The organism is Micromonospora sp. NPDC007230 (assembly GCF_042869115.1).
Classification (GTDB): Bacteria; Actinomycetota; Actinomycetes; order Mycobacteriales; family Micromonosporaceae; genus Micromonospora.
The window spans coordinates 102,422-126,738 of record NZ_JBIAFE010000010.1 but is presented as its reverse complement, the minus strand read 5'-3'; the positions used below and the strand labels follow the sequence as shown (position 1 = coordinate 126,738).

Genomic DNA, 24,317 nt, shown 5'->3' with positions numbered 1-24,317 from the left:
CTATCTGCGACGCAGGAGAAAGCTGAGCAGCGCGGTGAGACCCACCGCGACCAGCAGCCCGGCAGCCGTGGCCGCCTGGAAACCACGGCTCCCACCGAACCCGCCGAGCCAGGCCAGCACGATGCCGAGCACCGCGCTCGCCAGCACCACTGCGCCGGCGCGGGTCAGCCACCGCAGGACCAGGTCCGGATCGACCACCGCATCGAACGGCAGCAGTGCGGCCAGCGCGCAGAGCGTGTGCGCGAGGTAGAGCAGGGCCGCCACGGCGAGCAGCCGCCAGAGCTCCAGCGGCCGGTCGTATCCGAGGGTGGCGAGCAGCCAACCACCGACCGTGACCAGTGCCGCGAAGGTCGGCCAGATCCGGCGCGGCCCGACCGCCGGCAGCACCGCCACCACCGTCAGGGCCAGCACCGACCGCGGGGTGAACGCCTGCACCGGGTACGCGACCAGGAAGCCGACCAGCACGGTGACGAAGACGCCGCCGCGGACCAGCAACGGCGTGAGACCGATCCGGCTGACCGTGTAGCGCAGCGCGCGGACCCGCTCGTGCAGTCCTTCGAGAAGGTCGTTCATCGCTTCCCACCTTCGTGCGCGACGGCGGGACGCCGCCTCACCGGCCACCCACCCGCGGGACGGTGGCCAGGCGGGCCACGTCGCGCAGCACCTGATCGAGGCTGCCCGCGCCGGCCCAGCGGACCACCGGCACGCCGTGCTCGCGGAGCTGACCGATCATCGTGTCCCGGTCCAGCCGCCACAGCCGGTACGCGACCTCGGCCCAGCCCTGGCCCTTCGGCACCGGCAGGTCAGCCGGCAGGGTGTCCACCGCCACCACGAACCGCCCGCCCCGGGCCATCCGGGCCAGCATCTGGGCCGAGCGCTCGTCGAGCAGCGGGGTGAGCACCACCAGCAGCGCGTCCGAGGAGAGCAACTGCGGGCCGAAGACCTGGTCGTACGGCTCGTGGGGCGAGTTCTCGGCCCGCACGTCGAGCAGCCACTCCAGCACGGTCAGGTATTGCCGGCGGCCGGTGGCCGGGCGGAGCCGGCGGGCGGCCGGGCCGTACTCCAGCAGCGCCACCCGGTCGCCCCGGTGCAGGTAGTGTTCGGCGATCGCGGCGGCGGCCCGGACCGTGGTGTCCATCACGGACGCCGCGCCGCGTACGCCGCCGGACCGGCCCGCCTCGGCGAGCACGTCGAGCAGCACCACCACCTCGGCGTCCCGGTCGGACAGGGTGGCCGCCACATGTAGCTGGCGGGCCCGCAGCGACACCCGCCAGTCGATCCGGCGCAGCCGGTCCCCGGGGGCGAAGACCCGCACGCCGGCCAGCTCACCGCCCTCCCCCGGCCGCCGGGAGTGATGCGCGCCGACCAGCCCGGCGGCCCGGGGCATCGCCTCCACCGCCTCGAACGGCTCAGTCATCGGGTAGACCCGCATCCGGACCGGGTCGGTGATGACCGCCCGGGAGACCAGCAGCCCGTCGGCGACGGCGACCCGCGCCCCGGCCGGACCGATCGGGTGCCGACCCCAGCGCAGCGCCGTCCCGGTCAGCGCCAGGTCGACCGCGGTGCCGCGGGGCACCGAGGTGACGAAGGGGCGGTCGGCGCCACCGGAACGGCTCACGTCCACCCCGGATCCGCCGAAGCCGACCTGCTCCACCCGCAGCCAGCGGGACATCCTGGTACGGACCACCGCCAGGTCGTACGAGACGGTGTCCGGGTTGGCGACGGCGACCGTGGCGGCCATCGGCGAACCCTCGACCAGGTGCGCGTCCCCGGTGCCGATCTCCAGCTCGGGCAGCGTGGCGGGCCGGCGGCGCAGCCCGTACGCGGTGCCCAGGGCGAACGGCGTGGCCAGGACGACCAGGTCGATCCGGCCGAGCAGCACGGCCGCGACGAGCAGCAGCCCGGTGAGCAGCACGGCCCGGCCGAGCGCCCGGGTGGGCGCCCAGCTCGCCGGCTCCTGGCGGTCGGCCATCAGTGCCCGGCGGGTCCGGCCGCGTAGCTGGGCAGGGCGCCGCTGGCCGGGGCGGGCGTGGCCTCCAGCACCTCACCGACGACGAAGGACGGGTCGACCCGGCGCAGCCACATCTCCGGGCGCAGGGTGATCCGGTGGGCCAGCGCGGGCACCGCCACCGCCTTGACATCCTCCGGCACCACGTAGTCGCGGTTGGCGAGCACCGCCCGGACCCGGGACAGCAGCAGCAGCGCCAGCGAGCCGCGTGGCGAGGCGCCGACCAGCGCCGAGGGGTGCTCCCGGGTGGCCGCGGTCAGCGCCACGATGTACCGGCCGACGGAGTCCTCGACGACCACGTCCTCCAGCGCCGCCTGCATGGCCCGCAGGGTGGTGGCGTCCACCACGGGCTTGATCTCGGCCTCCTCCCGCCGGCGGGCGATCCGTCGGCGCAGCACGTCCCACTCCTCCTCGTGGTTCGGGTAGCCGAACGACACCCGGAGCAGGAACCGGTCGAGCTGCGCCTCGGGCAGCGGATACGTTCCCTCGTACTCGATCGGGTTGGCGGTGGCGAGCACGTGGAACGGCTCGTCCAGCCGGTAGGTGACGCCCTCGACGGAGACCTGCTTCTCCTGCATCGCCTCCAGCAGTGCCGACTGGGTCTTCGGCGGGGTGCGGTTGATCTCGTCGGCGAGGAGCAGGTTGGTGAAGACCGGTCCGGCCCGGAACGAGAAGTCGCCGCTGCGCTGGTCGTAGAGGAAGGAGCCGGTGACGTCGGCGGGCAGCAGGTCGGGCGTGAACTGGAGGCGGCGGAAGTCCAGCCCGAGGGCCTGCGCGAACGAGCGCGCGGTCAGCGTCTTGCCCAGGCCGGGCAGGTCCTCCAGCAGCACGTGTCCGCCGGCCAGGATGCCGGCGAGGACCAGCTCCAGCGCCTCCCGCTTGCCGACCACGACCGTGCCGACCGCGTCCAGCACCTCTCGGGCCAGCCGGCCCACCTCGGCGGAGGGCATGCTCCGGTCCACGTCGTTCATCACAGCTTCTCCAGTTCGGCGACGATCGCCGCGAGGTTGCGCGGCGACGGGGTGCGGCGGGCGGGCGTGGCGAGGAAGGTCCACAGCGGCTCGCCCAGCAGGGCGCGGGCCCTGGCCGGGTCGGACTCGCGGGTGACGCCGTGCTTCTGGCGCAGCCGCTCGTCGGCCAACTCCCCGATCCGGGGCAGGATCACCTTGGTGAACCGCTCGGGCCGGCTGGTGGACCAGTCCAGCGGCACCTGCCAGCGGTTGATCGCGCTACGCAGTGCGTCCCGGGTCCCCCAGTTCCAGGTGCCCGGCTCCTCGCCGACCGGGGCCCGGCCACCGGCCCTCGGCGGCGGCGGGGGCGACAGGGCAGCGGTGACCCGGCGTACGGCGAGCACCGCGAGCACTCCGGCCACGATGATCCAGAGTGACACCTGGAGACCGATCGCGCGCAGGCCGACCACGACCACCACCACGATCGCCGCGGTGACCGCGAGGGTACGCAGCAGCCCGCGCAGCCACCCGCCCCGCCCGTCCCGCGCCTCCCCGGCCGGTTCCTCGTCGAACGACAGCAGGTCGTCGATACTGGTGCTCATGCCGTCGCCTCCCTCCGGTCGGCAACGGCCTGAGGCACCACCGCGCCGAGCTGACCGATTCGCTCACTCCGCTCGCTCATGCCGTCGCCTCCCTCCGGTCGGCAACGGCCTGAGGCACCACCGCGCCGAGCTGACCGATTCGCTCACTCCGCTCGCTCATGCCGTCGCCTCTCCGGAATCGGCGACGGCTACGGTGGTCAACTCGGTGCGCAGCCGGCGCAGCGCGGCCCGGGCCTGGTCCCGCATCTGCTCGTCGACGGCGTGGGTGGCGTACCGGGCCTCCCGGTAGACGTGCGCGAAGCCGTCCAGCACACCGGCGCTGGCGATCGCCGGGACGCCGGCCGCCGGGTCACCGCGTAGCAGCCGGGTGACCAGGTCGGTGGCGGTGTCCCCGGCCAGCCGGGGCACCCCGGCCTCCTCGGCCGCCTCCTCCAGTCGGACCCAGCAGGCGATCACCGCCGTCCGGGGATCGGTGGACCGGTCGTCCAGCTCCACCAGGCCGGCGTCCAGGGCGGCCACCACCTCCCGGGCGGTGCCGTCGGCGGTCCGCCGGGCCCGCTGCGTCGGGATGGCCCGGGTGGTCCGCCGCAACGCCCCGCGGATCAGCGTCCAGACGACGTACCCGGCGACGACCAGCGCAGCTATACCGAGCACGACGAGGAAGGCAGTGATGATCCACTGGGGAATCTCGACCGAGGTGGCCTCGCCCGCGTCCCGGGGCTCGACCGGGATCGAGGGTGCGGGCTCGGCGGTGGGGTAATCCGGCACGTAGGGGATGTTGTCCACGGCGGGCGGGATCCGGCTGGCGCCGATCGCGGAGTGCCCGGCGGCGAGCGCGGCGACGGCGAGCAGCAGGGTCACCGAGGCGACCGGCCACCACCTGCGCAGCACGCCGAGGTCCATCCCACCGCCCTACGCAATCCTCAGTCGTCCACCCCGGCCAGCCGCTTCGCCCGGGCGAACACGTCGTCCAACATCGCTGGTGTCAGCCGCCCGGTGAAGGTGTTCTGCTGGCTGACGTGGTAGCAGCCGAGCAGCGCCGGTACGGACGTGCCGGACCAGTGTGCCCCATGACCGAACGCCGGGCGCGGAGTGGGCGGGCGCTGCCCGTACACGTCGCGCAGGACCGGCCACCATGCGGCCCAGGCGAACGCGCCCAGCGCGACCACGACACGCAGCGTGGGCCGGAGCAGCGCGACCTCCCGGTGCAGCCAGGGCGCGCAGGTGTCGCGTTCGGTCGGGGTGGGTTTGTTGTCCGGCGGCGCGCAGCGGACCGCGGCGAAGATCCGGGTGTCGCGCAGGGTCAGGCCGTCGTCGGCGGCGACACTGGTCGGCTGGTTGGCCAGCCCGGCCCGGTACAGCGCGGCGAACAGCACGTCGCCGGAGCGGTCGCCGGTGAAGATCCGGCCGGTGCGGTTGCCGCCGTGCGCGGCCGGTGCCAGGCCGAGGATGGCGATCCGCGCGTCAGGCACGCCGAAACCGGGCACCGGTCGGCCCCAGTACTCCTGGTCGCGGAAGGCCGCCCGCTTCGTCCGGGCCACCTCCTCCCGCCAGGCGACCAGCCGGGGGCAGGCGAAGCAGTTGCTGACCTCGGCGTCGAGGTCGGCCAGATCGGTCGCCCGCGCGGCGCGGGCGACCACCTCGGCGGGGGTACGCGGCTCAGCCAAGCCTGGCCCGGAAAAGCTCGAGGGTGCGGGCCCAGGCGGTGGCGGCGGCGCGCTGGTCGAAGTGCTCCGGCCGGTCCTCGTTGAAGAACGCGTGCGAGGTGCCCGGGTAGTCGTAGGTCTGGCAGGCCCCGCCGGCCGCCTCGATGGCCCGGCGTACGCTCTGCACCCCGTCGGCGGCGGAGAGGCCGTCCGCCTCCGAGCAGTGGATGAGCGCGGCCTTGCCCGCGTAGTCGGCCCAGTCGGTGCGCATGCCGTCCCAGGGCAGGCGCGGGTAGAAGCCGGCGGTGGCGACGATCCGGTCGGAGAAGGTCCCCGACCAGAGGGCCAGGCTGGCGCCGGCGCAGAACCCGGCGCAGCCGATCCCGCCGGCCACCTCCGAGCGGCCGGAGAGATAGTCCGCCGCGGCGGCGATGTCGGTGGCCGCCTCGTCCATCTGCGCGCTGTTCAGCATCTGCCGGGGCTCACTCGGCTTGCTGGCCGGGCCGCCGTGGCGGAAGTCCGGCGCGAGGGCGACGAAGCCGGCCTCGGCGAAGCGGTCCACGACCGCCCGCACGTGGGGCACCAGACCCCACCAGTCCTGGATGACGATGACCGCCGGGCTGGCCGCACCGCCGGAGGGTATCGCGAGATACCCCTCGCTCGTCCCCCCGTTGCCGGTGAAGCTCACCATCTCGCCCATTGGCCCGTCCTCCTAGCGGTCAGTCATCGTTGGCTGGTCGCCCAGTGGGCGTTACGTGCCGGTAGCGTGCCACGCTCCCGGCAGCCCGGGGAAGACGCCGGCAGAGTGGCATTCACCTCCCGTTCGCCTGGCGGACCAGACAGAGCAGGTAGCCGTCGCCGTCGTCGCCGACGCGGTACAGGACGTACCCGTCGTCGCCCGGCCGGAAGTACGGCTCGCACGCCGCCGCCGAGCGGGTACGGGCCGCCGCCGGGTCCTGCACCCGGCCGACCACCGCGTACGCCGCGGCGGCCGAGTCGCAGCGGACCATTCGCGCATCGTCGGCCGCCTTCGCCTCGACGCCGGCGACGGTGGGCAGCTCAGCCACGCAGTCACCGATCCTCGCCTCGGCGGTGCCGTCACCGCCGCCGAAGACGTCGCGCAGGTCGCCACTCGGGCCCACCTTGATCAGAAAACCCACCAGCAGGGCGGTGGCGACGCCGAGGAGCAGCACGACCACGCCCAGCACGGCGCCGAGACGGGACGGGGCGGCCGGATCGCCGGCTGGTTCCGACGGCGGGGTCCCGTCGGTTGCGGGCTCGGCGGAGGAGAGGGTGGCCTGCTCTGACACGGGGGTCCTTTCAGGGGAGTCGATGAGCAGACGACACCGTAGCGACCGGGACCGGACACCGCCGCCCCTCCCCTGCCAATCGGTCCATCATGGACACAAAAGCGGGGCGCCCGTCGGTCGACGGGCGCCCCGCGGCGAGGAGTCAGCGGGTCGGGACCGACGCCGGGTCGGCCGGTTCCGGCGCCCCGGACGGCGGGGTGGCGGTCGGCGTGTCCGTCGGCGTGGTGGACGCCGTGGGGCTGCCGGTCGGCTCGGGCGACACCGTCGGGGCCGGAGTCGCGGGCGACGCGGTCGGGGCCGGGGCGGCCGGCCGGGGCGCGAAGGGGGCGCGGTCCGGGCAGTACGGATAGACGTTGCGCGGCGGGTACTGGCCGCTGTCGACGCAGGTGGGGTAGCCGAGCCGGATCGGCACGCCGTTCTGGTCGAACAGCCGAGCGTTCCGCACCAGGCGCCCCTCCTCGTCGTAGACGAAGACGTCCTCGATCGAGTCGTACGGGTTGCCGACCGAAACCCCCGCGTAGGGCCCGAAGTCGTCCGAGCGGGCGTGCTGGTCCACGTTGAGCAGCGCGGCGAAAGCGAAGAGCAGCAGGGCGGCCGTACCGAGCCGCAGCAGCCGCCGCGGCCAGCCCCGAAAGCCGACGGAGTGGCGGCCCAGCCAGATCGAGGCGAGCACCGTGCCGGCGAGCAGGAACAGGCCGGCCAGCACGCTGCCGCTGAGCCGGGGCAGCAACCCGGACGGCTCGCCGAGCGCGGCGGAGATCAGCAGCGCGGCCAACCACCCGCGGACCAGCCACCACGCCGGGCGCAGCGGGCGGAGGAACTCACTCGCCGTGGCGTACCCGAGGAGGGGGCCGAGTCGGGTGTCGAGGCCGCGCAGGCCGGCGGAGATCCGGGCGCGGGCGGCGGCGAACCGACGGTCCACGGACGCCTGCCCGGCGTCCCCGTCCGCGCCGGCGGCGGCCCGCAGCTCGGCCGCATACGCCTCCGGCGTGCCCAGCCGGTCGACCAGCGTGCCGTCGGCCTCCGCGGCGACCTCGGTGAGGTGTTCCGCCAGGTCCTCGGTCAACTCGTCGCGGACGGCGGGCGGCAGGTCGGCCAGGGCGGCCCGCACCCGCTCGACATAGTCCGCGATCTCCTGCCCAGTGACGGTCATGCCGCCATCCCCCGATCGTCGAGCAGTGCGTGCATGGTGGTGGCGAAGGAGCGCCAGGTCTTGCCGGAGCGGGTGAGCTGATCCCGGCCGGCGGCGTTGAGGGCGTAGTACTTGCGATGCGGGCCGGACTCGCTCGGCACCACGTACGCGGTCAGCAGGCCGGCGGCGAAGAGCCGGCGCAGGGTGCCGTAGACGGAGGCGTCGCCGACCTCCTCCAGGCCGGCCTCGCGAAGCCGGCGGAGGATGTCGTAACCGTAGCCGTCCTCGTCCTTGAGCACGGCGAGAACGGCCAGGTCGAGCACGCCCTTGAGGAGCTGCGTCGTATCCACGCGTTGCACGGTACTGTGGATTGCACAGTACCGTCAAGAAAACAGTAGCCCTCCGGCCTTCGCGCTCAGCCACGCGTGGCGCTGCTCGACTTCGGCGCCCGCCTCGCCACCGAACGCGCCTGACGAGGCACACGTGAAGCAACAGACCCGTCCTAGGTATAGCGATTGCTATACTCAGCTTATGGTGGCAGGCGAGTGGGACGTCTACCTCGTCAACGAGGTGCGGCAATGGATCGAGACCCTCGACGGCAACACCTATCGCCGGGTTGTGCATGCGATCGATCTTCTGGCCGAACACGGACCCGGGCTCGGGCGGCCACTCATCGACACCATTCACGGTTCATCGATGGCGAACTTGAAGGAACTGCGACCTGGCAGCGTACGTATTCTCTTTGCGTTCGACCCCTGGCGATCGAGCATCCTGCTGGTTGCCGGGGACAAGTCAGGACAGTGGAACGTGTGGTACCGGGACGCCATCCCGCTCGCCGAACACCGCTATGAGCTCTACCTCAAGGAACGAGCACGACAGGAGGGGGAAGCATGAGCAACTACTCGCGGTGGCAGGACATCCGCGCCGAGCACGTCACGCGTGCCGGTGGAGAGGAGGCCGTCGAGGCAGGCAAGCAGGAGCTCCTTGCCGAGGTCATCGGGCACCGACTGGCGGAAGTGCGACGTGCGCGCGGGCTGACGCAACAGCAGGTGGCGGACCGGATGGGTGTCACCAAGGGCCGAGTCTCGCAGATCGAGCAAGGCCAGATCTCCGGCCAGGAGGTCGTCGCCCGGTTCGCCGCCGCTCTGGGGGGGAAGCTCCACCAGGCCATCTACTTCGACGACGGGGACATCGCCGCTATCGCTTGATCTGCCCCGTTCAACGGTCGACACCTACTCCTGGTGCTGGGTCACGTTGATGACCGCGTGCTGCATCACTCAGGGAATCCGCAATGTGACGGCCTGCCCGCCAAAACCGGATACGTGCTGTGCTGGCACTTAAGTTCTCCTTACGTGCCTGCTGATTCACGAGAATGGTCGGTAGCTTGCCCCGATGCGACACATCGGAACCGTGATCGCCGCAGCCATCGTGGGCCCGTCGGCCTGGATCCTCTTCGCCCTTGGGCAGGACCGGTCGGCGCAGGCGTTCGCAGACGCACAGAACGGCGGCGCGCTGGACGGCGCTGATCTCGTCCGGCCCGCGCTCGTGCTGGCGGCGGCTGGGATCCTGCTCGGGCTCGTCGCCACACTCCGGATCTCCCCGCTGGGCGCGACGCTGACCGGGTTGTTCTACTCGGCCAGTTACCTGGGCCTGCTGGTCAGCCCGGCCTCGCTGATGAAACTCCTCGACCACCAACCGACTCTGGCCGGCTACCAGGTCGACCTGGCAGCCCCCGTCCGGACCGGGACCACCCTGCTGGTGGGCTCGCTGTTGCTCGTCGCGGTCGTGAGCGTCCGCCGCTGGCAGCGGTGGCCGCAACCCGAAGCCGACGGACCTGGGGCGCTGCAGCCGGACGAGATCCTCTCGCCCGCGACGCAACAGGACCGCCCGCTGGGTGTGGACGGCCTCGGCCTGGGCACGCCGAGCAAAACCCCCGAGCCGGAGCTGGTACGGGCCGGCAGTTCGAGCGGGGCCAGTCGTTCGGACGGGACCGGCGCTTCGGACTGGGCCGGCTCACTGTCGGGCGGCGCCGGGGACCGGCCCGGGCGGTCGTCGGACTGGCCGCGCCAGCCGTCGAGGTGAACCGGCAGGTCTTGTGATGCCGCATTTTGGGGACACCGATGCCGCGCGCATCACCACCAAGGCAGAGGTGGGTCAGCTTGTTCTGACCCACCTCTGCCGGCCCACCTCGCCCATCCCGGCGCGGGCTGCCGGTCCGGCAGGAACTCAGCTGACGCGGCGGCAGGGGTCCCCGTAGTCGGGGTCGACGTGCAGCATCGCCTTGCGGGTGTTCGGCCCGTAGACCCCGTCCGCCGTGGTGCGGGCGACCTTCTGCACCTCGATCAGCGCCTTCTGCGTGTTACCGCCGAAGTTGCCGTCGACAATCAGCGGGTAGACGCCGACCGCCCTGAGCGTGCCCGGGTAGCAGTCGTTCATCGTGTCCTGCAGCCGGGCCACCCCGTCACTGACGTTCCCGCGCACCATGTTGCAGTCGACCGAATTGGTCGACGCGGCGGGCACCAGGGCCCCCTGATAGGTAACAGACTTCACGCAGGTCGGCGTCGCGGCGGACGCCGGGCCGGAGCCCACCAACTGGACCGAACCGCTGGTCACCACCAGCAGAACCGCCGCAACCGCTCGCCGAACAACACGCTTCGACATCCACACTCCTCCCCGTAGTGATGCATCGATGAGCATCTCCGCGAGACAGTAACAGGGTCTTCCCGGTTCCATCGACCGCTATGACATTCTTCCGATTCAATGCATCAGGGGTGGAACCGGTCCATCGAACCCGGTTGGTCCAACCTGCTACTGCAGGCTCCAGGGCGATGCCGTCCGGCATCTGCGACAGAATTTCTGTCGATGCTCAGACATAAAGCTTGCGGAGCTCGCGGGCGATGTCCGAGACCTCGGTCAGGGTGCCGCCGCGGACCATCGCCGAAGAGAGCAGACCGACATCACGGACCTGCGGCGTCTCACCCAACACGATCGAGGCGATCTCCACGAGGTCGTCGACCTCGAGATAGTTGATCACTGCGCCAACCGCCGCAGCAGTTCGGCGTCACGCTCGGCAACCTCCCGCGCAAGATCCCGCACGCGGGCACGATGATTGCGCGCCGAGACGTACTCCTCGACGGCCACAACGATGGTGGCGTTCATCGACCGGTGCTCCTGCTCGGCGAGCTGCTTAAGCCGTTCGTGCAGCCCGTCCGGAAGATTGACCGTGGTGACCATATGGGAACCATACCGGCCACACGCAGGGGAAATCACCTATCCCGAGGTCGCCGCTAGGCTCCAGGCGATGCCGTCGAGGATGTCGTGCTCGGACGCGACGACGGACGACATGCCGGCGCGCTCCATGATGACCCGGAGCACCAGGGCACCCGCGCCGATCACGTCGGCCCGGCCGGGGTGCATCACCGGGATGGCCAGCCGCTGCGCGCTGCTCTTTGCCAGCAGGTCGGCGGTGACCTCGGCGACCTGCTCGTACGACACCCGGGCGTGGTGGATGCGCTCCGGCTCGTACGCCTGGAGGCCCTGGGCGATGGCGACGACGGTGGTGACCGACCCGGCGAGCCCGATCAGCGTGGCGGCCTCGCGCCCCGGCACCACCGCCAGCGCGCGGTCCACCGCCACGGCGATGTCGGCCTGCGCGGCCGCGATCTCGTCGAGGCTCGGCGGGTCGCCGTGCAGGTGGCGCTCGGTCATCCGGACGCATCCGATGTCCATCGACACGGCCGCCTCCACCCGGCCCTCGCGGGTGCCGACCACGAACTCGGTCGATCCGCCGCCGATGTCGACCACCAGGTACGGCGGCCGGGCGTCGGCGGGCAGCCCGCGCACCGCGCCGGTGAAGGAGAGCCGGGCCTCCTCGTCGCCGGTGACCACCTCGGGCGGCACGCCGAGGGTCTGCTCGACCATCGCCCGGAAGTCGGCGGCGTTGCTGGCGTCCCGGGTCGCCGAGGTGGCGCACATCCGGACCCGCTCCGCGCCGAACTTCTCGATCTCGGCCGCGTAGTCGGCGAGCGCCACCCGGGTCCGCTCGATCGCCTCCGGCGCGAGCCGGCCGGTCCGGTCGACGCCCTGGCCCAGCCGGACGATCTCCATCCGGCGGCACAGGTCCACCAGCGGCGCCTGCGGGCCGGCCTCCCGGTCGGGCAGGTCGGCGACCAGCAGCCGGATCGAGTTGGTCCCGCAGTCGATGGCAGCCACGCGCGTCGTCACGGCAGCAACCCTACGGCAGCCGGTGCCCCAACCGGTCGAGCCTTCGTCACAGGCGCAGCAGCATGCGGATGTTGCCGAGGGTGTTCGGCTTGACCCGTTCCAGGTCGAGGAACTCGGCCACGCCCTCGTCGTAGGAGCGGAGCAGTTGCTCGTAGACGGGCTGCGGCACCGGCGCGCCGTCGATCTCCTGGAAGCCGAACGAACCGAAGAACCGGGTCTCGAAGGTCAGCACGAAGATCCGGGCCACCCCCAGTTCCCGGGCGGCGTCGATCAGCTCGCCGACGATCCGGTGCCCGATCTTGCGGCCCCGGCAGGTCGGGTCGACCGCCACCGTACGGATCTCGGCCAGGTCCTCCCACATCACGTGCAGGGCGCCGCAGCCGACCACCGTGCCGTCCGGGGTCACCGCCACCCGGAACTCCTGCACGTCCTCGTAGAGGGTGACGGTGGCCTTGCTGAGCAGCCGCCGGTCGTCGGTGTAGGTGTCGACGAGTCGCCGGATGCCGCGTACGTCTGCGGTGCGGGCCCGGCGGACCACGATCTCGTCGGCCGTCATCTCACTCCGCCGCCGGGACGTCCACGCACGGACCAGCCGCCCACCACTTCTCCACCAGGGCGAGGGTCTCGTCGCCGAACGGGTTGACCCCCGGCCCGGCGGCGAGCGCGTGCCCGAGGTGGACGTGCAGGCACTTCACCCGGCCGGGCATGCCGCCGGCCGAGATGCCGGCGATCTCCGGCACCTGGCCGATCGCGTCCCGGCGGGCCAGGTAGTCCTCGTGCGCGGCCCGGTAGCGGGCGGCCAACTCCGGGTCGGCGGCCAGCCGCTCGGCCATCTCCTTCATCAGCCCGGCCGACTCCAGCCGGCTGCACGCCGCCGTCGCCCGGGGGCAGGTCAGGTAGAACAGCGTCGGGAAGGGGGTGCCATCGGCCAGCCGTGGCGTCGTCTCGACCACGTCGGGCAGGCCGCACGGGCAGCGGTGGGCCACCGCCCGCGTGCCGCGGGGCGGGCGCCCGAGCTGCGCGGCCACCGCGGCCAGGTCGGCCTCGGTGGCCGGTTGCCGCTCGGGCGGGGGTACGGAATCCGCCGCCGGATCCTGCGGTGGTACGACGCTCACGGTGTCGCCTTTCGGGGTGCTGCCTAGTTGTCCGAGCGCTCGGCGTTGGCCGCCTGCACGCTGGACCACAGGGTGTCGTACCAGGCGTCGGGCTGCTTCGGCGGCCCCGGCTTCGCGCCCTTGCCGGCGTCCCGGGCGGCCCCCTCCGGGTCGGAGAGCACCACCAGCAGGGTCTCCCCTGGCCGGCCCATGAAGAAGCGCTCCCGGGCCTGCGTCTCGATGTACGCCGGGTCCCTCCACTTGGCCGCCTCGGCGGTGAGGTCCTCGATCCGCTTCCGCTGGTCGACCTGGGACGCCTCCATCCGCTCGATGTCGGCCTGCTGGTCCAGGTAGACCCGGACGGGATAGGTGTACGCCAGGGCGAGCGCGATCAACACCGCGAAGAGCACCGTGGCGCGCCCGGTGAAGCGCCGGGGTTGGGGCGCGGTGAGCCGCTTGACGGTGCCCCCGGCGGCCGTACGCCGGGCCGCCGCGGGACGGCTCGCGGAGCGAGCGCCATCGGTGCCGCGGACGCCACCGGACGACCGACCGGCGGCCCGCGGCTCGGCGCGCACGCCGCCCTCGCGGGCCGACGTCCGGGCAGCGCCCGGCCGGCCGGTCTGACCCGGCCGACGGGCGGGACGTTGACCACCCGGTGTGCGGCGCTGCTGCATCGTCACACCCCTCCCCCGGAGCTCTCCGCTCAGGCCGAACGGTAGCGCGGGAACGCGCCGGCGCCGGCGTACCGCGCCGCGTCGGCCAGCTCCTCCTCGATCCGCAGGAGCTGGTTGTACTTGGCGACCCGGTCGGACCGGGCCGGGGCACCGGTCTTGATCTGGCCGCAGCCGGTGGCGACCGCCAGGTCGGCGATGGTGGTGTCCTCGGTCTCGCCCGAGCGGTGGCTCATCATGCAGGCGAAGCCGGCCCGGTGGGCCAGGTTCACCGCGTCCAGGGTCTCGGTGAGCGAGCCGATCTGGTTGACCTTCACCAGCACCGCGTTGGCGGCCTTCTCGGTGATGCCCCGGGCGATCCGCTGCGGGTTGGTGACGAAGAGGTCGTCGCCGACGATCTGGATCCGGTCGCCGAGCGCCGCAGTCAGGGTGGCCCAGCCGCTCCAGTCGTCCTCCGACAGCGGGTCCTCGATGGACACGATCGGGTAGTCGCCGGCGAGCTTGGTGTAGTAGTTGCTCATCTCCTCGGCGGTCTTGCTGGCCCCCTCGAACGTGTAGGTGCCGTTGTCGAAGAACTCGGTGGCGGCCACGTCGAGGGCGAAGACGATGTCGGTGCCGAGCCGGTAGCCGGCCTTCTCCACCGCCTCGGCGATCAGGTCCAGCGCGGCGGCGTTGGTCGGCAGGTTCGGGGCGAAGCCGCCCTCGTCGCCGAGGCCGGTCGACAGGTCCTTCTTCTTCAGCACCGACTTCAGCGCGTGGTAGACCTCGGCGCCCGAGCGCAACGCGTCGCGGAAGGTGGGCGCGCCGATCGGCGCGATCATGAACTCCTGGATGTCCACGTTCGAGTCGGCGTGCGCGCCGCCGTTGAGGATGTTCATCATCGGCACCGGCAGCAGGTGCGCGTTCGGCCCGCCCAGGTAGCGGAAGAGGCTCAGCTCGGCGCTGCCCGCGGCGGCCTTCGCCACGGCCAGGGAGACGCCGAGGATCGCGTTCGCGCCCAGCTCGGCCTTGTTGTCGGTGCCGTCGAGGTCGAGCATCTTCTGGTCGATCAGCCGCTGCTCGCTGGCCTCGTACCCGATCAGCTCGTCGACGATCTTGTCCTCGATGTTGGTGACCGCCTTCTCGACACCCTTGCCCAGGTAGCGGTCCTTGTCACCGTCGCGCAGCTCGATCGCCTCGAACGCGCCGGTGGAAGCGCCGGACGGCACCGCGGCGCGGGCGATCGTGCCGTCGTCGAGCCCGACCTCGACCTCGACCGTCGGGTTGCCCCGCGAGTCCAGGATCTCCCGGGCGACGATTCCCTCGATGGTTGCCACTGAGTCGCTCCTCGTTTGTGTGTTCCGGTCCGGTATGGGCCGCGACGGTGCGGCTGAGGCAGGTGTTGAACGCAGCGTATCGGGCCCCCGAGGTACGCACGCCGCGGCCCGGCGGGCCGCAACGCTCAGTGACGGCCCCCGCGGTCCCGCCACGACGGACATTCCCGAAATCCCGGGCGTCAACCGGCAACGGGTTTGCGAGAGGTTGCCCCGATCGACAAGGCTGGGCGCCATGCCCGCCGCCTCGACGACTCTTCGCGCGCTCGCCGCCTCGATCATCGCGTCGCTCACGGTCACCGGCTGTCAGACCCTCGACGACGCCGGGGTCGCGCTCGGGCGGGCCGACCTGGTCAACGACCTGGCCGCCCGGATGGACCGGGCCCTGGAGCAGACCTGGGCGGCCGAATACCAGCTCCCGGGCGGCCACACCGCCTCGATCGCCCAGACCGCGAAGCCGCTCCGCTCGGCGTACACCTGGCCGGACGGCAAGATCACGGTGACTCAGGAGGCGGTGACCCGCTGCGCGACCGCCGGCAGGCGTACCTCCTGCGAGGTGTCGCCGCCGGTGCTGACCGCCGGCAAGCCGTCGGTGATCGTCTACACCGAGGCCCGCCAGCACGGCCAGGTCACCCCGCCAGCGGTGATCCGGCTGCTGACCGACGCGGCCCTGGACACTCAGGCGACCATCGAGCAGAGCGACACCACCCTGGCCGGCCGCCACGCCACGTGCGTCGACGTCACCCGCGCCGGCCAGCGCTTCACCGCCTGCGTCACCACCGAGGGGGTGCTCGCCAGCTTCACCGGCGCCCTCGACGGCAAGCCGGCGGAGATCACGCTGAGCCGTTACACCGACACCGTCGAGGCGGCCAGCTTCGACGTGCCGGCCGGCGCGGGCGTGGTGGACCGCCGCCGCCCCGAGACCTCGTGACCGGGCGGCCCGAAGAAGCCGCTGCCGCGACCGGATCCCGGGCCGGGACCGAGGCGCCGGCCGGGACCGACGCCCCTGCCGCATCCGGCGACGCGGCACCCGCCGCCGACGCGCTGACCCCCTGGGCCGGGGCGGGCGGGGGTGGATTCGTCCCGGGCGCCGACCGGACCCGACCCCCGATGCCCGGCGACCTGGCGTTGCCGGTGGCCGGACGCCGGCTGCTGACCGGGCCGGCCGGGTTCCTCCGAATCGATGACCTGCCCACCGGCCTCGACTGGGTGCCGGTGGGGACGCTGGACGGCGTGCCGGCCTGGGCGGCCGAGGTGGCCGACGCCGAGGCACTGCCCGGCCGCTGGGGCGGCTGGCGGGGCATCGCCGCCGAACTGCCGGAACCGCTGGCCGCCCTGGCCGGGCGGGCCCTCGCCGTGATCACCTGGCGGCGTACGCACCGGTGGTGCGGGGCGTGCCGGACGGAACTGGCCGACGTGCCGGGCGAGACCGCCCGCCGCTGCCCCGGCTGCAATCTGACGGTGTTCGTGCCGCTCTCCGTCGCGGTGCTCGTGGCGATCACCCGTCCCGGGCGGGCCCGCGGCCCCGACGAGCTGCTGCTGGTGCGGCACGCGTACGGGCCGACGGAGCTGTGGGCGCTGGTGGCCGGCTTCGTGGAGGCGGGCGAGTCGCTGGAGGCGGCCGTGCACCGGGAGGTCGGCGAGGAGGTCGGGCTCAGCATCGGGCGGCCGTCCTACGTCGACAGCCAGCCCTGGGCGATGTCCGGGCCGGGCACCCTGCTCGCCGGCTTCACCGCCCCGGTGATCGACCCGGACGCCGAGCCGATGGTCGACGCGAAGGAGCTGACCGAGGCCCGCTGGTTCCCGGTGGACGCGCTGCCGGCAGAGCTGCCGCCGGCGTACTCCCTCTCGCGCTGGCTGATCGACGCGGCCGCCGCCCGCCCGCGGCCCTGAACCCGCGCGCCCGGCCGGTCAGATCCCCAGCAGCGTACGCAGGTGCCGCGGCGGCGGGCAGTCGTGCGCGAGCATCGCGTCGTGCCACTCGCGGACCGACACCCCCTCGGGGCGGGAGCGGGCGATGTCGGCCAGCTCGCTGTAGCCCACGAAGTAGGTCGAGAGCTGGGTGGAGGTGAGCAGCGCCCGCCGCCACTTGCCGGCCGCCTCGCCCTCCTCCTGGAAGCCGCGCCCGGTCATCAGCGCCATCGCCTCCGCCTCGGGCAGGTCGTCGCAGTGCACGAGCTGATCGAGCAGCGCGTTGATGGTCATCCGGAGCTGCATCTTGAGCTGCTGGAGGCGGACCGGCAGCCCACCGAACCCCAGGCCGGTCATCAGTTCCTCGGTGTAGACCGCCCAGCCCTCGACGAACACCCCGGACTCGGTGAGCGGCCGGACCCGGGTCGGGCCGGCGTACCGGCGGGCGTGGGCGAGCTGGAGGAAGTGCCCGGGCATCGCCTCGTGCACGGTCAGGTTGCGGATCATGTGGTCGTTGTATTCACGGTAGAACGACTCGACCCGCTGCGCCGACCAGTCCGCGGGGGTGGGCGCGATGCAGTAGAACGTCGGCACGTTCGCCGTCTCCAGCGGGCCCGGCGAGTCGCAGTAGGCCACCGCCACGCCCCGGGCGAACTCCGGCATCTCCTGGATCACACACGGGTCGTCGACCAGGGTGACCAGGTCGTGCGCGCGGACGAAGTCGGTCGCCTCGTCCAGCGTGACCGAGGCCAGGTCCACGATGGTGGCGTCGTCGGGGTGCTCGGCGGCGAGCAGGTCCAGGGCCCGGCGTACCGTCTCGTCGTCGGCCGGGCCGCCGACCAGCTCGACGGCCGCCTCGCGGATCTCCGCGGTGACCCGGTCCAGGTTGTCCCAGGCGCGGCGCTGCACCTCCGCGGCGCTCAGCTCGGTGTCGAGGGTGTGCCAGAGCCGAGCCTCCCAGCGCCGTCGGCCCAGCCGCGGGTCACGCCCCGGGCCCGCGTCGGCGGAGAGGCCCATCCGCAGCCAGGCCACGAACTCCTCCAGCGCGGCGATCGCCGCGGTGGCCGCCGGCTCCACCCGGCCGTACATCGCCGGGGCCTCGGCCAGCAGCCCCGGCAGCTCGTCGCGGATCAGCGCCGCCGTGCCGGTGAACTGACCGACCGCCGTCTCCGCGTGGATCCGCGGCATGTCGCGCAGCGTCGCACGCGCGGTCGCCAGCGCGTCGGGTACGGCCGCCAGCCGCCCGGCCAGCGAGGTCAGCCGCTCCTCGGCGGGCGCGAACGGGCGGGCCAGCAGGGCGTGCAGCAGCGGACCCGGGTTGTGCCGCAGCGGGTCCCACTCGTACGCGCGGATCTCCGTCGCCTCGAACAGGTCCCGGTCGACCAGGCTGCTGAGCAGCGCGTGGTCGACCCGCTCCTCGACGTCCAGCGAGTCCGGGTCCAGCTCGGAGAGCGCGTCGGCCGCGTCCCGGAGCATCGCCTGGTCGGCGGCTCGGGCGTCGGCGGAGAGGTCGGGCAGCCGGTCGTCGTAGCGGTGGTCACCGGCCGACGTGGCCAGCCCCGGCCGGCTCTCCAGCAACGCCTCCACGATCCGCTCCGCCAGCGGCACAAACGCTTCCATACCGACGACCCTACCGATCCCCCCCGACGTTCTCGTTGATCAAGAGGTTTGCGTCTGTCGGAGCGCACGCTCCGACGCAAACTTCTTGATCAACTCGGCTCGCGCTGGGCGGACTCGGCGGCGCGGACGGCGTCCGCGTACGCCAGGGTGGTGCGGCGGAGGGCGGCCTCGGGGTCGATGGCCGCCTGCCTGGCGGCGGCGACCGTGGCCAGGAGGCTGGCGCCGAGGCGGGCCTCGGGGTCCACCTGGGACTCGGCGAGCGGCGGCGGCACGGCGAGACCGATCCGGCCGGCCCGGTCCAGGATCTTCGCGGCGAGGGCGAGCGCCGGCTGGCTCAGCGCGATGCCGTCCAGCACCGACGCGCGCGCCTTCTCAGCCCGCTTGATCCGCTCCCAGGCCGCCTCGATCTCCTCGATCGACCCGGCCTGCTCACCGGAGAAGACGTGCGGGTTGCGCCGGACCATCTTGTCGACCAGGCCGCCGGCCACGTCGTCGACCGTCCAGCGCTTCCCCTCCGGCAGCTCCTCGGCGAGCCGGGCGTGCAGCAGCACCTGCAGCAGCACGTCGCCCAACTCCTCGCGAAGCGCGTCGGTGTCGTCGGCGCTGATCGCGTCGTACGCCTCGTAGCACTCCTCGAGCAGGAAGCCGGCGAGGCTGCGGTGAGTCTGCGCCCGCTTCCAAGGGTCACCGCCCGGAGAGGCGAGGCGGTCCATCACCTCGACCGCGTCGAGCAGCCGGGCGCCCGGCGGATCCCAGGACCCGTACATCAGCTCCAGCTCGGCCAGGCCCGGCTCCCGGGCCAGCCGCAGCCCCAGCTCCCGGGCCAGCGCCTCGTCGCCGGTCGGCCCGGCCAGCCAGACCGCGGTGCCGTGCTCCGCCACCGCGTCGAGCAGAGCCTGGGTGGCGCCCTCGGTCACGACGGTGACCTCGGCGCCCGCCGCCCCGACCGCCCTGGTCAGCTCGCTCTCCGCGCCGGCCAGCACCGGCGCGGAGCGTACGACGTCCCAGGCGGACGCGGTCAGCAGACCGGCCGGCAGCCGGGGCGAGGTGACCAGCAGGACGATCCGGGCGGTCATGCTCAGGGTGCGACCGTGCCGGCCGACTCGGTGACCTCCGGCTCGGGCTTGGAGACGTCGGTCACCGAGTCGGAACCGGGCTCGCCCAGCGGCACGCTCACCGCGGCCTGCCCGGCGGCGAAGCTGAGCAGCGGGATCTCCAGCGGGCGGTACCGGGGGCTGACACTGACCTCGTACCCGGTGATCGCGTCGGCCAGCACCTTCTTGCTGCCCAGCGCCCCGCGCAGCTGGTCGCCGTCGAGCTGGGCGGCGGCCTGCTGGACGGTCACCTCGGCCGGGATCACCCCGGCCGCCTTGCCGGCGGCGACCACCTCGGCGAGGTCCTGCTCATTGGGCGCGACCGGCTCGGGGGTGGGCAGGCTGTTCATGCAGTTGGTCAGGTCGGCCACCCGCTCGGCGTACGCGGTGTCGGCGGGGACGCCGAGCTGCGGGGCGATCTGGCTCGCGGTGACCCGCTGCTGCGGCGGCTGGTAGCCCTTGTCGTCGGCGAGCCGCTGGCACACGTCGAGCAGCACCAGATTGCTGACCACCTGGGTGCGGGACGGCATCCGCACCTCGGCCGGCGGGGCCTGCTCCGGGCCGGCGCTCGGCTCCGCGCTCGGCGTGGGCGCCTCGGCCCGCAACTCGTCGAGCAGGCGGGTCACCGCATCCTCGGTGATGCGGTGGTCACCGACGTAGGCGGCGACTCCCGGCTCGGAACGGCAACCGGCGAGGGCGACGAGACCCACCGCCACACTGGCGGCGGCGACAAGACGGCGAGCACGCATGACGGCCACTCTCTCATGCCCGCCACGCAGCTGTGACGCCGCCCACCCCGCTGGGGCTCACCGCGCCGCCGCTCCGACCAGCTGTCCCCCCGCCCGTCGCGCTCACCGGGCCGCCGCTCCGGCCGGCTGCGCCGCGACCGGCTCGCCCAGCACGTCCCTGAGAAGCTGGGCGCACCACTCCAGCAGCGCCTGGTCGCGCAGCGGCTCGCCGCCGACCCGGCGGGTGCTCGGCCGGGGCACGCTGACCTGGTCAAGCGCCTGCTTGTAAACCGAATCCGGGTGGTAGCGCTTGAGCCGCAGCTGCTTCGAGTCGGGCAGCGGCAGCGGGCTGAACCGGATGTGCTTGCCCTGCATCGAGACGTCGGCCAGGCCGTACTGCCGGGCCAGCAGCCGGAACCGGGCCACCGCGACCAGGTTCTGCACCGGCGCGGGTGGCTCGCCGTAGCGGTCGGTCATCTCGGCGACCACCTCGCGCAGCCGCTCCTCGTCGCGAGCCTCGGCGAGCTTGCGGTACATCTCCAGGCGCAGCCGCTCCACCCCGACGTAGTCGTGCGGCAGGTGCGCGTCGACCGGGAGATCAATCCGGACCTCGGCCGCCATGCCGTCGGACTCCGCGTGCTCGCCCTTGAAGGCGGAGACCGCCTCGCCGACCATCCGGACGTACAGGTCGAAGCCGACGCCCTCGATGTGGCCGGACTGCTCGCCGCCGAGCAGGTTGCCGGCGCCCCGGATCTCCAGGTCCTTCATCGCCACGTACATGCCGGCGCCCAGCTCGGTGTGCTGGGCGATGGTGGCCAGCCGCTCGTGCGCGTTCTCGGTCAGCGGCCGGTCCGCAGGGTAGAGGAAGTACGCGTACGCCCGTTCCCGACCGCGGCCGACCCGGCCCCGGATCTGGTGCAGCTGGGCCAGGCCGAGCAGGTCGGCCCGCTCCACGATCAGCGTGTTCGCGTTCGGGATGTCGATGCCGGACTCCACGATCGTGGTGCAGACCAGAACGTCGAACTCCTTCTCCCAGAAGCCGACCATCACCTTCTCGAGCGCTTCCTCGCTCATCTGCCCGTGCGCCACCGCGACCCGGGCCTCGGGCACCAGCTCGCGGATCCGGCGGGCCGCCCGCTCGATCGACTCGACCCGGTTGTGCAGGTAGAACACCTGACCGTCGCGGAGCAGCTCGCGGTGCACGGCGGCGGCCACCTGCCGCTCGTCGTACGCCCCGACGGCGGTGAGCACCGGGTGCCGCTCCTCCGGCGGGGTGGCGATGGTGGACATCTCCCGGATGCCGGTGATCGCCATCTCCAGCGTGCGCGGGATCGGGGTGGCCGACATGGCCAGCACGTCGACCGAGGCGCGCAGGGTCTTCAGGTGCTCCTTGTGCTCGACGCCGAAGCGCTGCTCCTCGTCGATGATGACCAGGCCGAGCTGCTTGAACCGGGTGGCCGCCTGGAGCAGCCGGTGGGTGCCGATGACGATGTCGGCGGTGCCGTCGGCGACCATCGCCAGGGTCTGCTCGGCCTCCTTCGGCGTCTGGAACCGGGACAGCTGCCGGATGGTGATCGGGAACTGGCTCATCCGCTCGGCGAACGTGTTGTAGTGCTGCTGCACGAGCAGGGTGGTGGGCACCAGCACGGCCACCTGCTTGCCGTCCTGCACCGCCTTGAACGCCGCGCGAACCGCGATCTCGGTCTTGCCGTACCCGACGTCGCCGCAGATCAGGCGGTCCATCGGGACGGTCTGCTCCATGTCCCGCTTGACCTCCTCGATCGCCGCGAGCTGGTCCGGCGTCTCCTGCCAGGGGAAGGCGTCCTCCAGTTCCCGCTGCCACGGGGTGTCGGTGCCGAACGCGTGCCCCTTGGACGCCTTGCGGGCGGCGTAGAGCTGGATGAGCTGGGCAGCGATCTCGCGGACCGCCTTGCGGGCGCGCGCCTTCGACTTCTGCCAGTCCGAGCCGCCCATCTTGTGCAGGGTGGGCTGCTCGCCGCCGACGTACCGGGAGAGCTGGTCGAGCTGGTCGGTGGGGACGAAGAGCCGGTCGCCCGGCTGGCCGCGCTTGCTCGGGGCGTACTCGATGACCAGGTATTCCCGGGAGGCGCCGTTGACCGTGCGCTGCACCAGCTCGACGTACCGGCCGATGCCGTGCTGCTCATGCACCACGTGGTCGCCGGCCTTGAGCTCCAGCGGGTCGATCGTGTTGCGCCGCCGGCTGGGCAGTTTGCGCATGTCCCGGGTGGAGGCGCCCCGGCCTCCGGTCACGTCGTTGCCGGTGAGCAGCACGAACCGGGACGCCTCGTCGACGAAGCCGGCGGTCAGGCAGCCGCAGGAGACCAGCACCTCACCGGGAGCGGGCGCGGCGGGCACCTCCTCGGCGAGCCGGGCGCCGAGCCCGGCGTCGCGGAGCACCTCGACGGCCCGCTGGGCGGGGCCGTGCCCCTCGAAGACCAGCGCGATCGACCAGCCCTCGCCGGCCCAGCGCTTGAGGTCGTCGACCACCCGGGCGGTCTCGCCGTGATAGAGCGGCGCCGGCTGGGCGGCCAGGATCACCGCGATCGCGTCGTCGGGGGTCACGTCGACCTCGGTGGGCTCGTCCTCCCAGGGCTGCCGGGCGGGCGCGGCCTCCGCCTCCACCAGCCCGAACGGCGCCAGGGTCCACCAGGGCTGGCGCAGGGCGCGGGCGGCCGTGCGTACGTCGGCCAGGGTCCGGAAGGCGGCGGCGCCGAGGTCGACCGGGGCCTGCCCCCCGACGGCGGCCGCGGCCCAGCTCGCCTGGAGGAACTCATCGGAGGTACGCACCAGGTCGTGCGCCCGGGTGCGGATCCGCTCCGGGTCGCAGAGCAGCACGTGGGTGCCGGCCGGCATACAGTCCAGCAGCAGCTCCATCGAGCCGGCGCCGATCAGCGCCGGGGCGAGCGACTCCATCCCCTCGACCGGGATGCCCTCGGCCAGCTTGTCGAGGATCTCGGCCAGCTCGGGGTGCTCCTCGGCCAGCGCGGCGGCTCGCCGGCGCACCGCCGGGGTGAGCAGCAGCTCCCGGCACGGCGGCGCCCAGAGCTGCGGAACCTGCTCGATGGTCCGCTGGTCGGCGACCGCGAAGGTGCGAATCTCCTCGACCTCGTCGCCCCAGAACTCGACCCGGGACGGGTGCTCGTCGGTGGGCGGGAAGACGTCCAGGATGCCGCCCCGGACGGCGAACTCGCCCCGCTTGGTCACCAGGTCGACCCGGGCGTACGCCATGTCGGTGAGCCGGCGGGCGACATCCTCCAGGTCCGCTTCGTCACCGGCGGTGAGCTGCACCGGCTCCAGGTCGCCGAGCCCCTTGAGCTGCGGCTGCAGCAGCGACCGGACGGGCGCCACCACCACCCGCAGCGGCCCCGTCCGCCCGTGCGCGTCGGCCGACTCGGGGTGCGCCAGCCGGCGCAGCACGGCCAACCGCCGCCCGACGGTGTCGGAGCGGGGCGAGAGCCGCTCGTGTGGCAGCGTCTCCCAGGACGGGAAGACCGCCACCTGCTCCGGCGGCAGCAGGCTGCCCAGCGCGGACGCCAGGTCCTCGGCCTCCCGGGTGGTGGCGGTGACGGCGAGCACCGGCCGCCCGGCGCCGCCCACCGGCTCGTCTGCGGCGACGGCCGCCACCGCGAACGGACGCAGCGCGGCCGGGGCGGTGAGGTCGAGGCCGTCGACCTGCGCGGCACCGGAGCGCGCCAGGTCACGCGCCCGGGCCAGCCCCGGGTCGGCCAGGGCGGCGGAGAAGAGTCCGGTGAGCATCTGTGATCACTTCCAGGAGGTCGACGCACGGCGACGACCCCGCGTCCAGCCGGACGGGGGGTGCAAGGTTCGAGACTATCCCCCTCCCCGGACATTCCGGGCCCCAGCCGCCGCCCACCCACACCCCGCGCCCGCCCGCGCCTGCGCCCGCCGAAGATCCACACGCCCACCGCGCCCCGCCCAAGATCCGCCCCCGGGGCCCGCGCACCCCCGCACCGCGCAGCCCAAGATCCGCAC

The 24,317-nt window shown here is 73.1% G+C and carries 27 protein-coding genes; 5 read left to right on the top strand and 22 right to left on the bottom strand.

The features are described 5' to 3' along the window. The 10 genes from ACFYML_RS16505 to ACFYML_RS16460 form a co-directional block, all read right to left on the bottom strand. Positions 1–573 (bottom strand): hypothetical protein, encoded by a 573-nt coding sequence (locus ACFYML_RS16505; RefSeq protein ID WP_387421412.1) that lies wholly within the window; start codon positions 571–573, stop codon positions 1–3. 37 nt (positions 574–610) lie between these two features. Further along, a complete protein-coding gene (locus ACFYML_RS16500) occupies positions 611–1,972 on the bottom strand; it encodes a DUF58 domain-containing protein (RefSeq protein ID WP_387273365.1) in 1,362 nt (453 codons plus the stop codon). After that, entirely contained in the window at positions 1,972–2,979 is a 1,008-nt protein-coding gene (locus tag ACFYML_RS16495) for an AAA family ATPase (protein ID WP_387273363.1), read from the bottom strand. The genes ACFYML_RS16500 and ACFYML_RS16495 overlap by 1 nt, the downstream gene beginning before the upstream one ends. Then, positions 2,979–3,560, bottom strand: a complete 582-nt coding sequence (locus tag ACFYML_RS16490; protein WP_387421411.1) for a hypothetical protein — start codon at positions 3,558–3,560, stop codon at positions 2,979–2,981. Before ACFYML_RS16490 ends, ACFYML_RS16495 begins: the two co-directional genes overlap by 1 nt. 156 nt (positions 3,561–3,716) lie before the next feature. Then, the gene (locus ACFYML_RS16485) at positions 3,717–4,463 is read right to left on the bottom strand and encodes a DUF4129 domain-containing protein (protein WP_387421410.1); all 747 of its coding nucleotides are present in this window, start codon (positions 4,461–4,463) and stop codon (positions 3,717–3,719) included. Positions 4,464–4,483: 20 nt separating this feature from the next. Then, positions 4,484–5,227, bottom strand: coding sequence for a uracil-DNA glycosylase (locus ACFYML_RS16480; RefSeq protein WP_387273358.1), 744 nt, complete (start codon positions 5,225–5,227; stop codon positions 4,484–4,486). Next, positions 5,220–5,906 (bottom strand): dienelactone hydrolase family protein, encoded by a 687-nt coding sequence (locus ACFYML_RS16475; RefSeq protein ID WP_387273356.1) that lies wholly within the window; start codon positions 5,904–5,906, stop codon positions 5,220–5,222. The genes ACFYML_RS16480 and ACFYML_RS16475 overlap by 8 nt, the downstream gene beginning before the upstream one ends. Before the next feature lie 112 nt (positions 5,907–6,018). Then, positions 6,019–6,516: a hypothetical protein gene (locus ACFYML_RS16470; protein ID WP_387273354.1), complete on the bottom strand. Its 498-nt coding sequence runs from the start codon at positions 6,514–6,516 to the stop codon at positions 6,019–6,021. 142 nt (positions 6,517–6,658) lie between these two features. Further along, positions 6,659–7,669, bottom strand: a complete 1,011-nt coding sequence (locus tag ACFYML_RS16465; RefSeq protein WP_387421409.1) for an HAAS signaling domain-containing protein — start codon at positions 7,667–7,669, stop codon at positions 6,659–6,661. Continuing rightward, positions 7,666–7,998, bottom strand: coding sequence for a PadR family transcriptional regulator (locus ACFYML_RS16460; RefSeq protein ID WP_387421408.1), 333 nt, complete (start codon positions 7,996–7,998; stop codon positions 7,666–7,668). The genes ACFYML_RS16465 and ACFYML_RS16460 overlap by 4 nt, the downstream gene beginning before the upstream one ends. Before the next feature lie 181 nt (positions 7,999–8,179). On the opposite strand from ACFYML_RS16460, the gene ACFYML_RS16455 reads away from it, so the two are divergent. The 3 genes from ACFYML_RS16455 (at position 8,180) to ACFYML_RS16445 (ending at position 9,730) form a co-directional block, all read left to right on the top strand. Next, positions 8,180–8,542 (top strand): type II toxin-antitoxin system RelE/ParE family toxin, encoded by a 363-nt coding sequence (locus tag ACFYML_RS16455; protein WP_387421407.1) that lies wholly within the window; start codon positions 8,180–8,182, stop codon positions 8,540–8,542. Next, positions 8,539–8,856 (top strand): helix-turn-helix domain-containing protein, encoded by a 318-nt coding sequence (locus ACFYML_RS16450; RefSeq protein ID WP_387273346.1) that lies wholly within the window; start codon positions 8,539–8,541, stop codon positions 8,854–8,856. Before ACFYML_RS16455 ends, ACFYML_RS16450 begins: the two co-directional genes overlap by 4 nt. A gap of 184 nt (positions 8,857–9,040) precedes the next feature. Further along, positions 9,041–9,730 (top strand): hypothetical protein, encoded by a 690-nt coding sequence (locus ACFYML_RS16445; RefSeq protein ID WP_387273344.1) that lies wholly within the window; start codon positions 9,041–9,043, stop codon positions 9,728–9,730. Between the two features lie 144 nt (positions 9,731–9,874). Here ACFYML_RS16445 and ACFYML_RS16440 read toward each other — a convergent pair whose 3' ends face one another. From ACFYML_RS16440 to eno, 8 genes are all read right to left on the bottom strand, one after another. After that, positions 9,875–10,309 carry a peptidoglycan-binding protein gene (locus ACFYML_RS16440; protein ID WP_387273342.1) on the bottom strand — a complete coding sequence of 145 codons (435 nt, stop codon included), beginning with the start codon at positions 10,307–10,309 and terminating at the stop codon, positions 9,875–9,877. 205 nt (positions 10,310–10,514) lie between these two features. Continuing rightward, entirely contained in the window at positions 10,515–10,682 is a 168-nt protein-coding gene (locus ACFYML_RS16435) for a hypothetical protein (RefSeq protein ID WP_387273340.1), read from the bottom strand. After that, entirely contained in the window at positions 10,679–10,882 is a 204-nt protein-coding gene (locus tag ACFYML_RS16430) for an Arc family DNA-binding protein (RefSeq protein WP_387273338.1), read from the bottom strand. The genes ACFYML_RS16435 and ACFYML_RS16430 overlap by 4 nt, the downstream gene beginning before the upstream one ends. A 36-nt stretch (positions 10,883–10,918) precedes the next feature. After that, positions 10,919–11,860, bottom strand: a complete 942-nt coding sequence (locus ACFYML_RS16425) for an exopolyphosphatase (protein WP_387421525.1) — start codon at positions 11,858–11,860, stop codon at positions 10,919–10,921. A gap of 58 nt (positions 11,861–11,918) precedes the next feature. Further along, on the bottom strand, positions 11,919–12,428 hold the full coding sequence (locus ACFYML_RS16420) for an amino-acid N-acetyltransferase (RefSeq protein WP_387421406.1): 510 nt from the start codon (positions 12,426–12,428) through the stop codon (positions 11,919–11,921). Between the two features lies 1 nt (position 12,429). Beyond that, the gene (locus tag ACFYML_RS16415; protein ID WP_387421405.1) at positions 12,430–12,987 is read right to left on the bottom strand and encodes a DUF501 domain-containing protein; all 558 of its coding nucleotides are present in this window, start codon (positions 12,985–12,987) and stop codon (positions 12,430–12,432) included. A gap of 23 nt (positions 12,988–13,010) precedes the next feature. Further along, positions 13,011–13,640 (bottom strand): septum formation initiator family protein, encoded by a 630-nt coding sequence (locus ACFYML_RS16410; protein WP_387421404.1) that lies wholly within the window; start codon positions 13,638–13,640, stop codon positions 13,011–13,013. Between the two features lie 29 nt (positions 13,641–13,669). After that, complete coding sequence (gene eno / locus ACFYML_RS16405; protein WP_387421403.1) at positions 13,670–14,953, bottom strand: phosphopyruvate hydratase; 1,284 nt, start codon at positions 14,951–14,953, stop codon at positions 13,670–13,672. Positions 14,954–15,185: 232 nt separating this feature from the next. On the opposite strand from eno, the gene ACFYML_RS16400 reads away from it, so the two are divergent. Together ACFYML_RS16400 and ACFYML_RS16395 are read left to right on the top strand one after the other, a co-directional pair. Further along, entirely contained in the window at positions 15,186–15,881 is a 696-nt protein-coding gene (locus tag ACFYML_RS16400; protein WP_387421402.1) for a hypothetical protein, read from the top strand. Beyond that, positions 15,878–16,843, top strand: coding sequence for an NAD(+) diphosphatase (locus ACFYML_RS16395; protein WP_387421401.1), 966 nt, complete (start codon positions 15,878–15,880; stop codon positions 16,841–16,843). Before ACFYML_RS16400 ends, ACFYML_RS16395 begins: the two co-directional genes overlap by 4 nt. 18 nt (positions 16,844–16,861) lie before the next feature. Here the strand turns inward: ACFYML_RS16395 and ACFYML_RS16390 are convergent, their stop codons facing one another. From ACFYML_RS16390 to mfd, 4 genes are all read right to left on the bottom strand, one after another. Then, positions 16,862–18,481 carry a DUF885 domain-containing protein gene (locus tag ACFYML_RS16390; protein ID WP_387421400.1) on the bottom strand — a complete coding sequence of 540 codons (1,620 nt, stop codon included), beginning with the start codon at positions 18,479–18,481 and terminating at the stop codon, positions 16,862–16,864. 89 nt (positions 18,482–18,570) lie between these two features. After that, positions 18,571–19,557 (bottom strand): nucleoside triphosphate pyrophosphohydrolase, encoded by a 987-nt coding sequence (locus ACFYML_RS16385; protein ID WP_387421399.1) that lies wholly within the window; start codon positions 19,555–19,557, stop codon positions 18,571–18,573. Between the two features lie 2 nt (positions 19,558–19,559). Then, positions 19,560–20,324 carry a hypothetical protein gene (locus tag ACFYML_RS16380; protein WP_387421398.1) on the bottom strand — a complete coding sequence of 255 codons (765 nt, stop codon included), beginning with the start codon at positions 20,322–20,324 and terminating at the stop codon, positions 19,560–19,562. Between the two features lie 102 nt (positions 20,325–20,426). Continuing rightward, positions 20,427–24,080 carry a transcription-repair coupling factor gene (mfd, locus tag ACFYML_RS16375; protein WP_387421397.1) on the bottom strand — a complete coding sequence of 1,218 codons (3,654 nt, stop codon included), beginning with the start codon at positions 24,078–24,080 and terminating at the stop codon, positions 20,427–20,429. Positions 24,081–24,317 lie beyond the last annotated feature (237 nt).

Excerpts from the sequence above, each read along its gene's own strand:
- ACFYML_RS16440 (WP_387273342.1), bottom strand. The coding sequence starts at position 10,309 with ATGTCGAAGCGTGTTGTTCGGCGAGCGGTTGCGGCGGTTCTGCTGGTG.
- ACFYML_RS16475 (WP_387273356.1), bottom strand. The coding sequence starts at position 5,906 with ATGGGCGAGATGGTGAGCTTCACCGGCAACGGGGGGACGAGCGAGGGG.
- ACFYML_RS16485 (WP_387421410.1), bottom strand. The coding sequence starts at position 4,463 with ATGGACCTCGGCGTGCTGCGCAGGTGGTGGCCGGTCGCCTCGGTGACC.
- ACFYML_RS16450 (WP_387273346.1), top strand. The coding sequence starts at position 8,539 with ATGAGCAACTACTCGCGGTGGCAGGACATCCGCGCCGAGCACGTCACG.
- ACFYML_RS16380 (WP_387421398.1), bottom strand. The coding sequence starts at position 20,324 with ATGCGTGCTCGCCGTCTTGTCGCCGCCGCCAGTGTGGCGGTGGGTCTC.
- ACFYML_RS16420 (WP_387421406.1), bottom strand. The coding sequence starts at position 12,428 with ATGACGGCCGACGAGATCGTGGTCCGCCGGGCCCGCACCGCAGACGTA.
- ACFYML_RS16400 (WP_387421402.1), top strand. The coding sequence starts at position 15,186 with ATGCCCGCCGCCTCGACGACTCTTCGCGCGCTCGCCGCCTCGATCATC.
- ACFYML_RS16490 (WP_387421411.1), bottom strand. The coding sequence starts at position 3,560 with ATGAGCACCAGTATCGACGACCTGCTGTCGTTCGACGAGGAACCGGCC.
- ACFYML_RS16390 (WP_387421400.1), bottom strand. The coding sequence starts at position 18,481 with ATGGAAGCGTTTGTGCCGCTGGCGGAGCGGATCGTGGAGGCGTTGCTG.
- ACFYML_RS16430 (WP_387273338.1), bottom strand. The coding sequence starts at position 10,882 with ATGGTCACCACGGTCAATCTTCCGGACGGGCTGCACGAACGGCTTAAG.
- ACFYML_RS16385 (WP_387421399.1), bottom strand. The coding sequence starts at position 19,557 with ATGACCGCCCGGATCGTCCTGCTGGTCACCTCGCCCCGGCTGCCGGCC.
- ACFYML_RS16495 (WP_387273363.1), bottom strand. The coding sequence starts at position 2,979 with ATGAACGACGTGGACCGGAGCATGCCCTCCGCCGAGGTGGGCCGGCTG.
- ACFYML_RS16500 (WP_387273365.1), bottom strand. The coding sequence starts at position 1,972 with ATGGCCGACCGCCAGGAGCCGGCGAGCTGGGCGCCCACCCGGGCGCTC.
- ACFYML_RS16465 (WP_387421409.1), bottom strand. The coding sequence starts at position 7,669 with ATGACCGTCACTGGGCAGGAGATCGCGGACTATGTCGAGCGGGTGCGG.
- ACFYML_RS16445 (WP_387273344.1), top strand. The coding sequence starts at position 9,041 with ATGCGACACATCGGAACCGTGATCGCCGCAGCCATCGTGGGCCCGTCG.
- mfd (WP_387421397.1), bottom strand. The coding sequence starts at position 24,080 with ATGCTCACCGGACTCTTCTCCGCCGCCCTGGCCGACCCGGGGCTGGCC.
- ACFYML_RS16410 (WP_387421404.1), bottom strand. The coding sequence starts at position 13,640 with ATGCAGCAGCGCCGCACACCGGGTGGTCAACGTCCCGCCCGTCGGCCG.
- ACFYML_RS16505 (WP_387421412.1), bottom strand. The coding sequence starts at position 573 with ATGAACGACCTTCTCGAAGGACTGCACGAGCGGGTCCGCGCGCTGCGC.
- ACFYML_RS16455 (WP_387421407.1), top strand. The coding sequence starts at position 8,180 with ATGGTGGCAGGCGAGTGGGACGTCTACCTCGTCAACGAGGTGCGGCAA.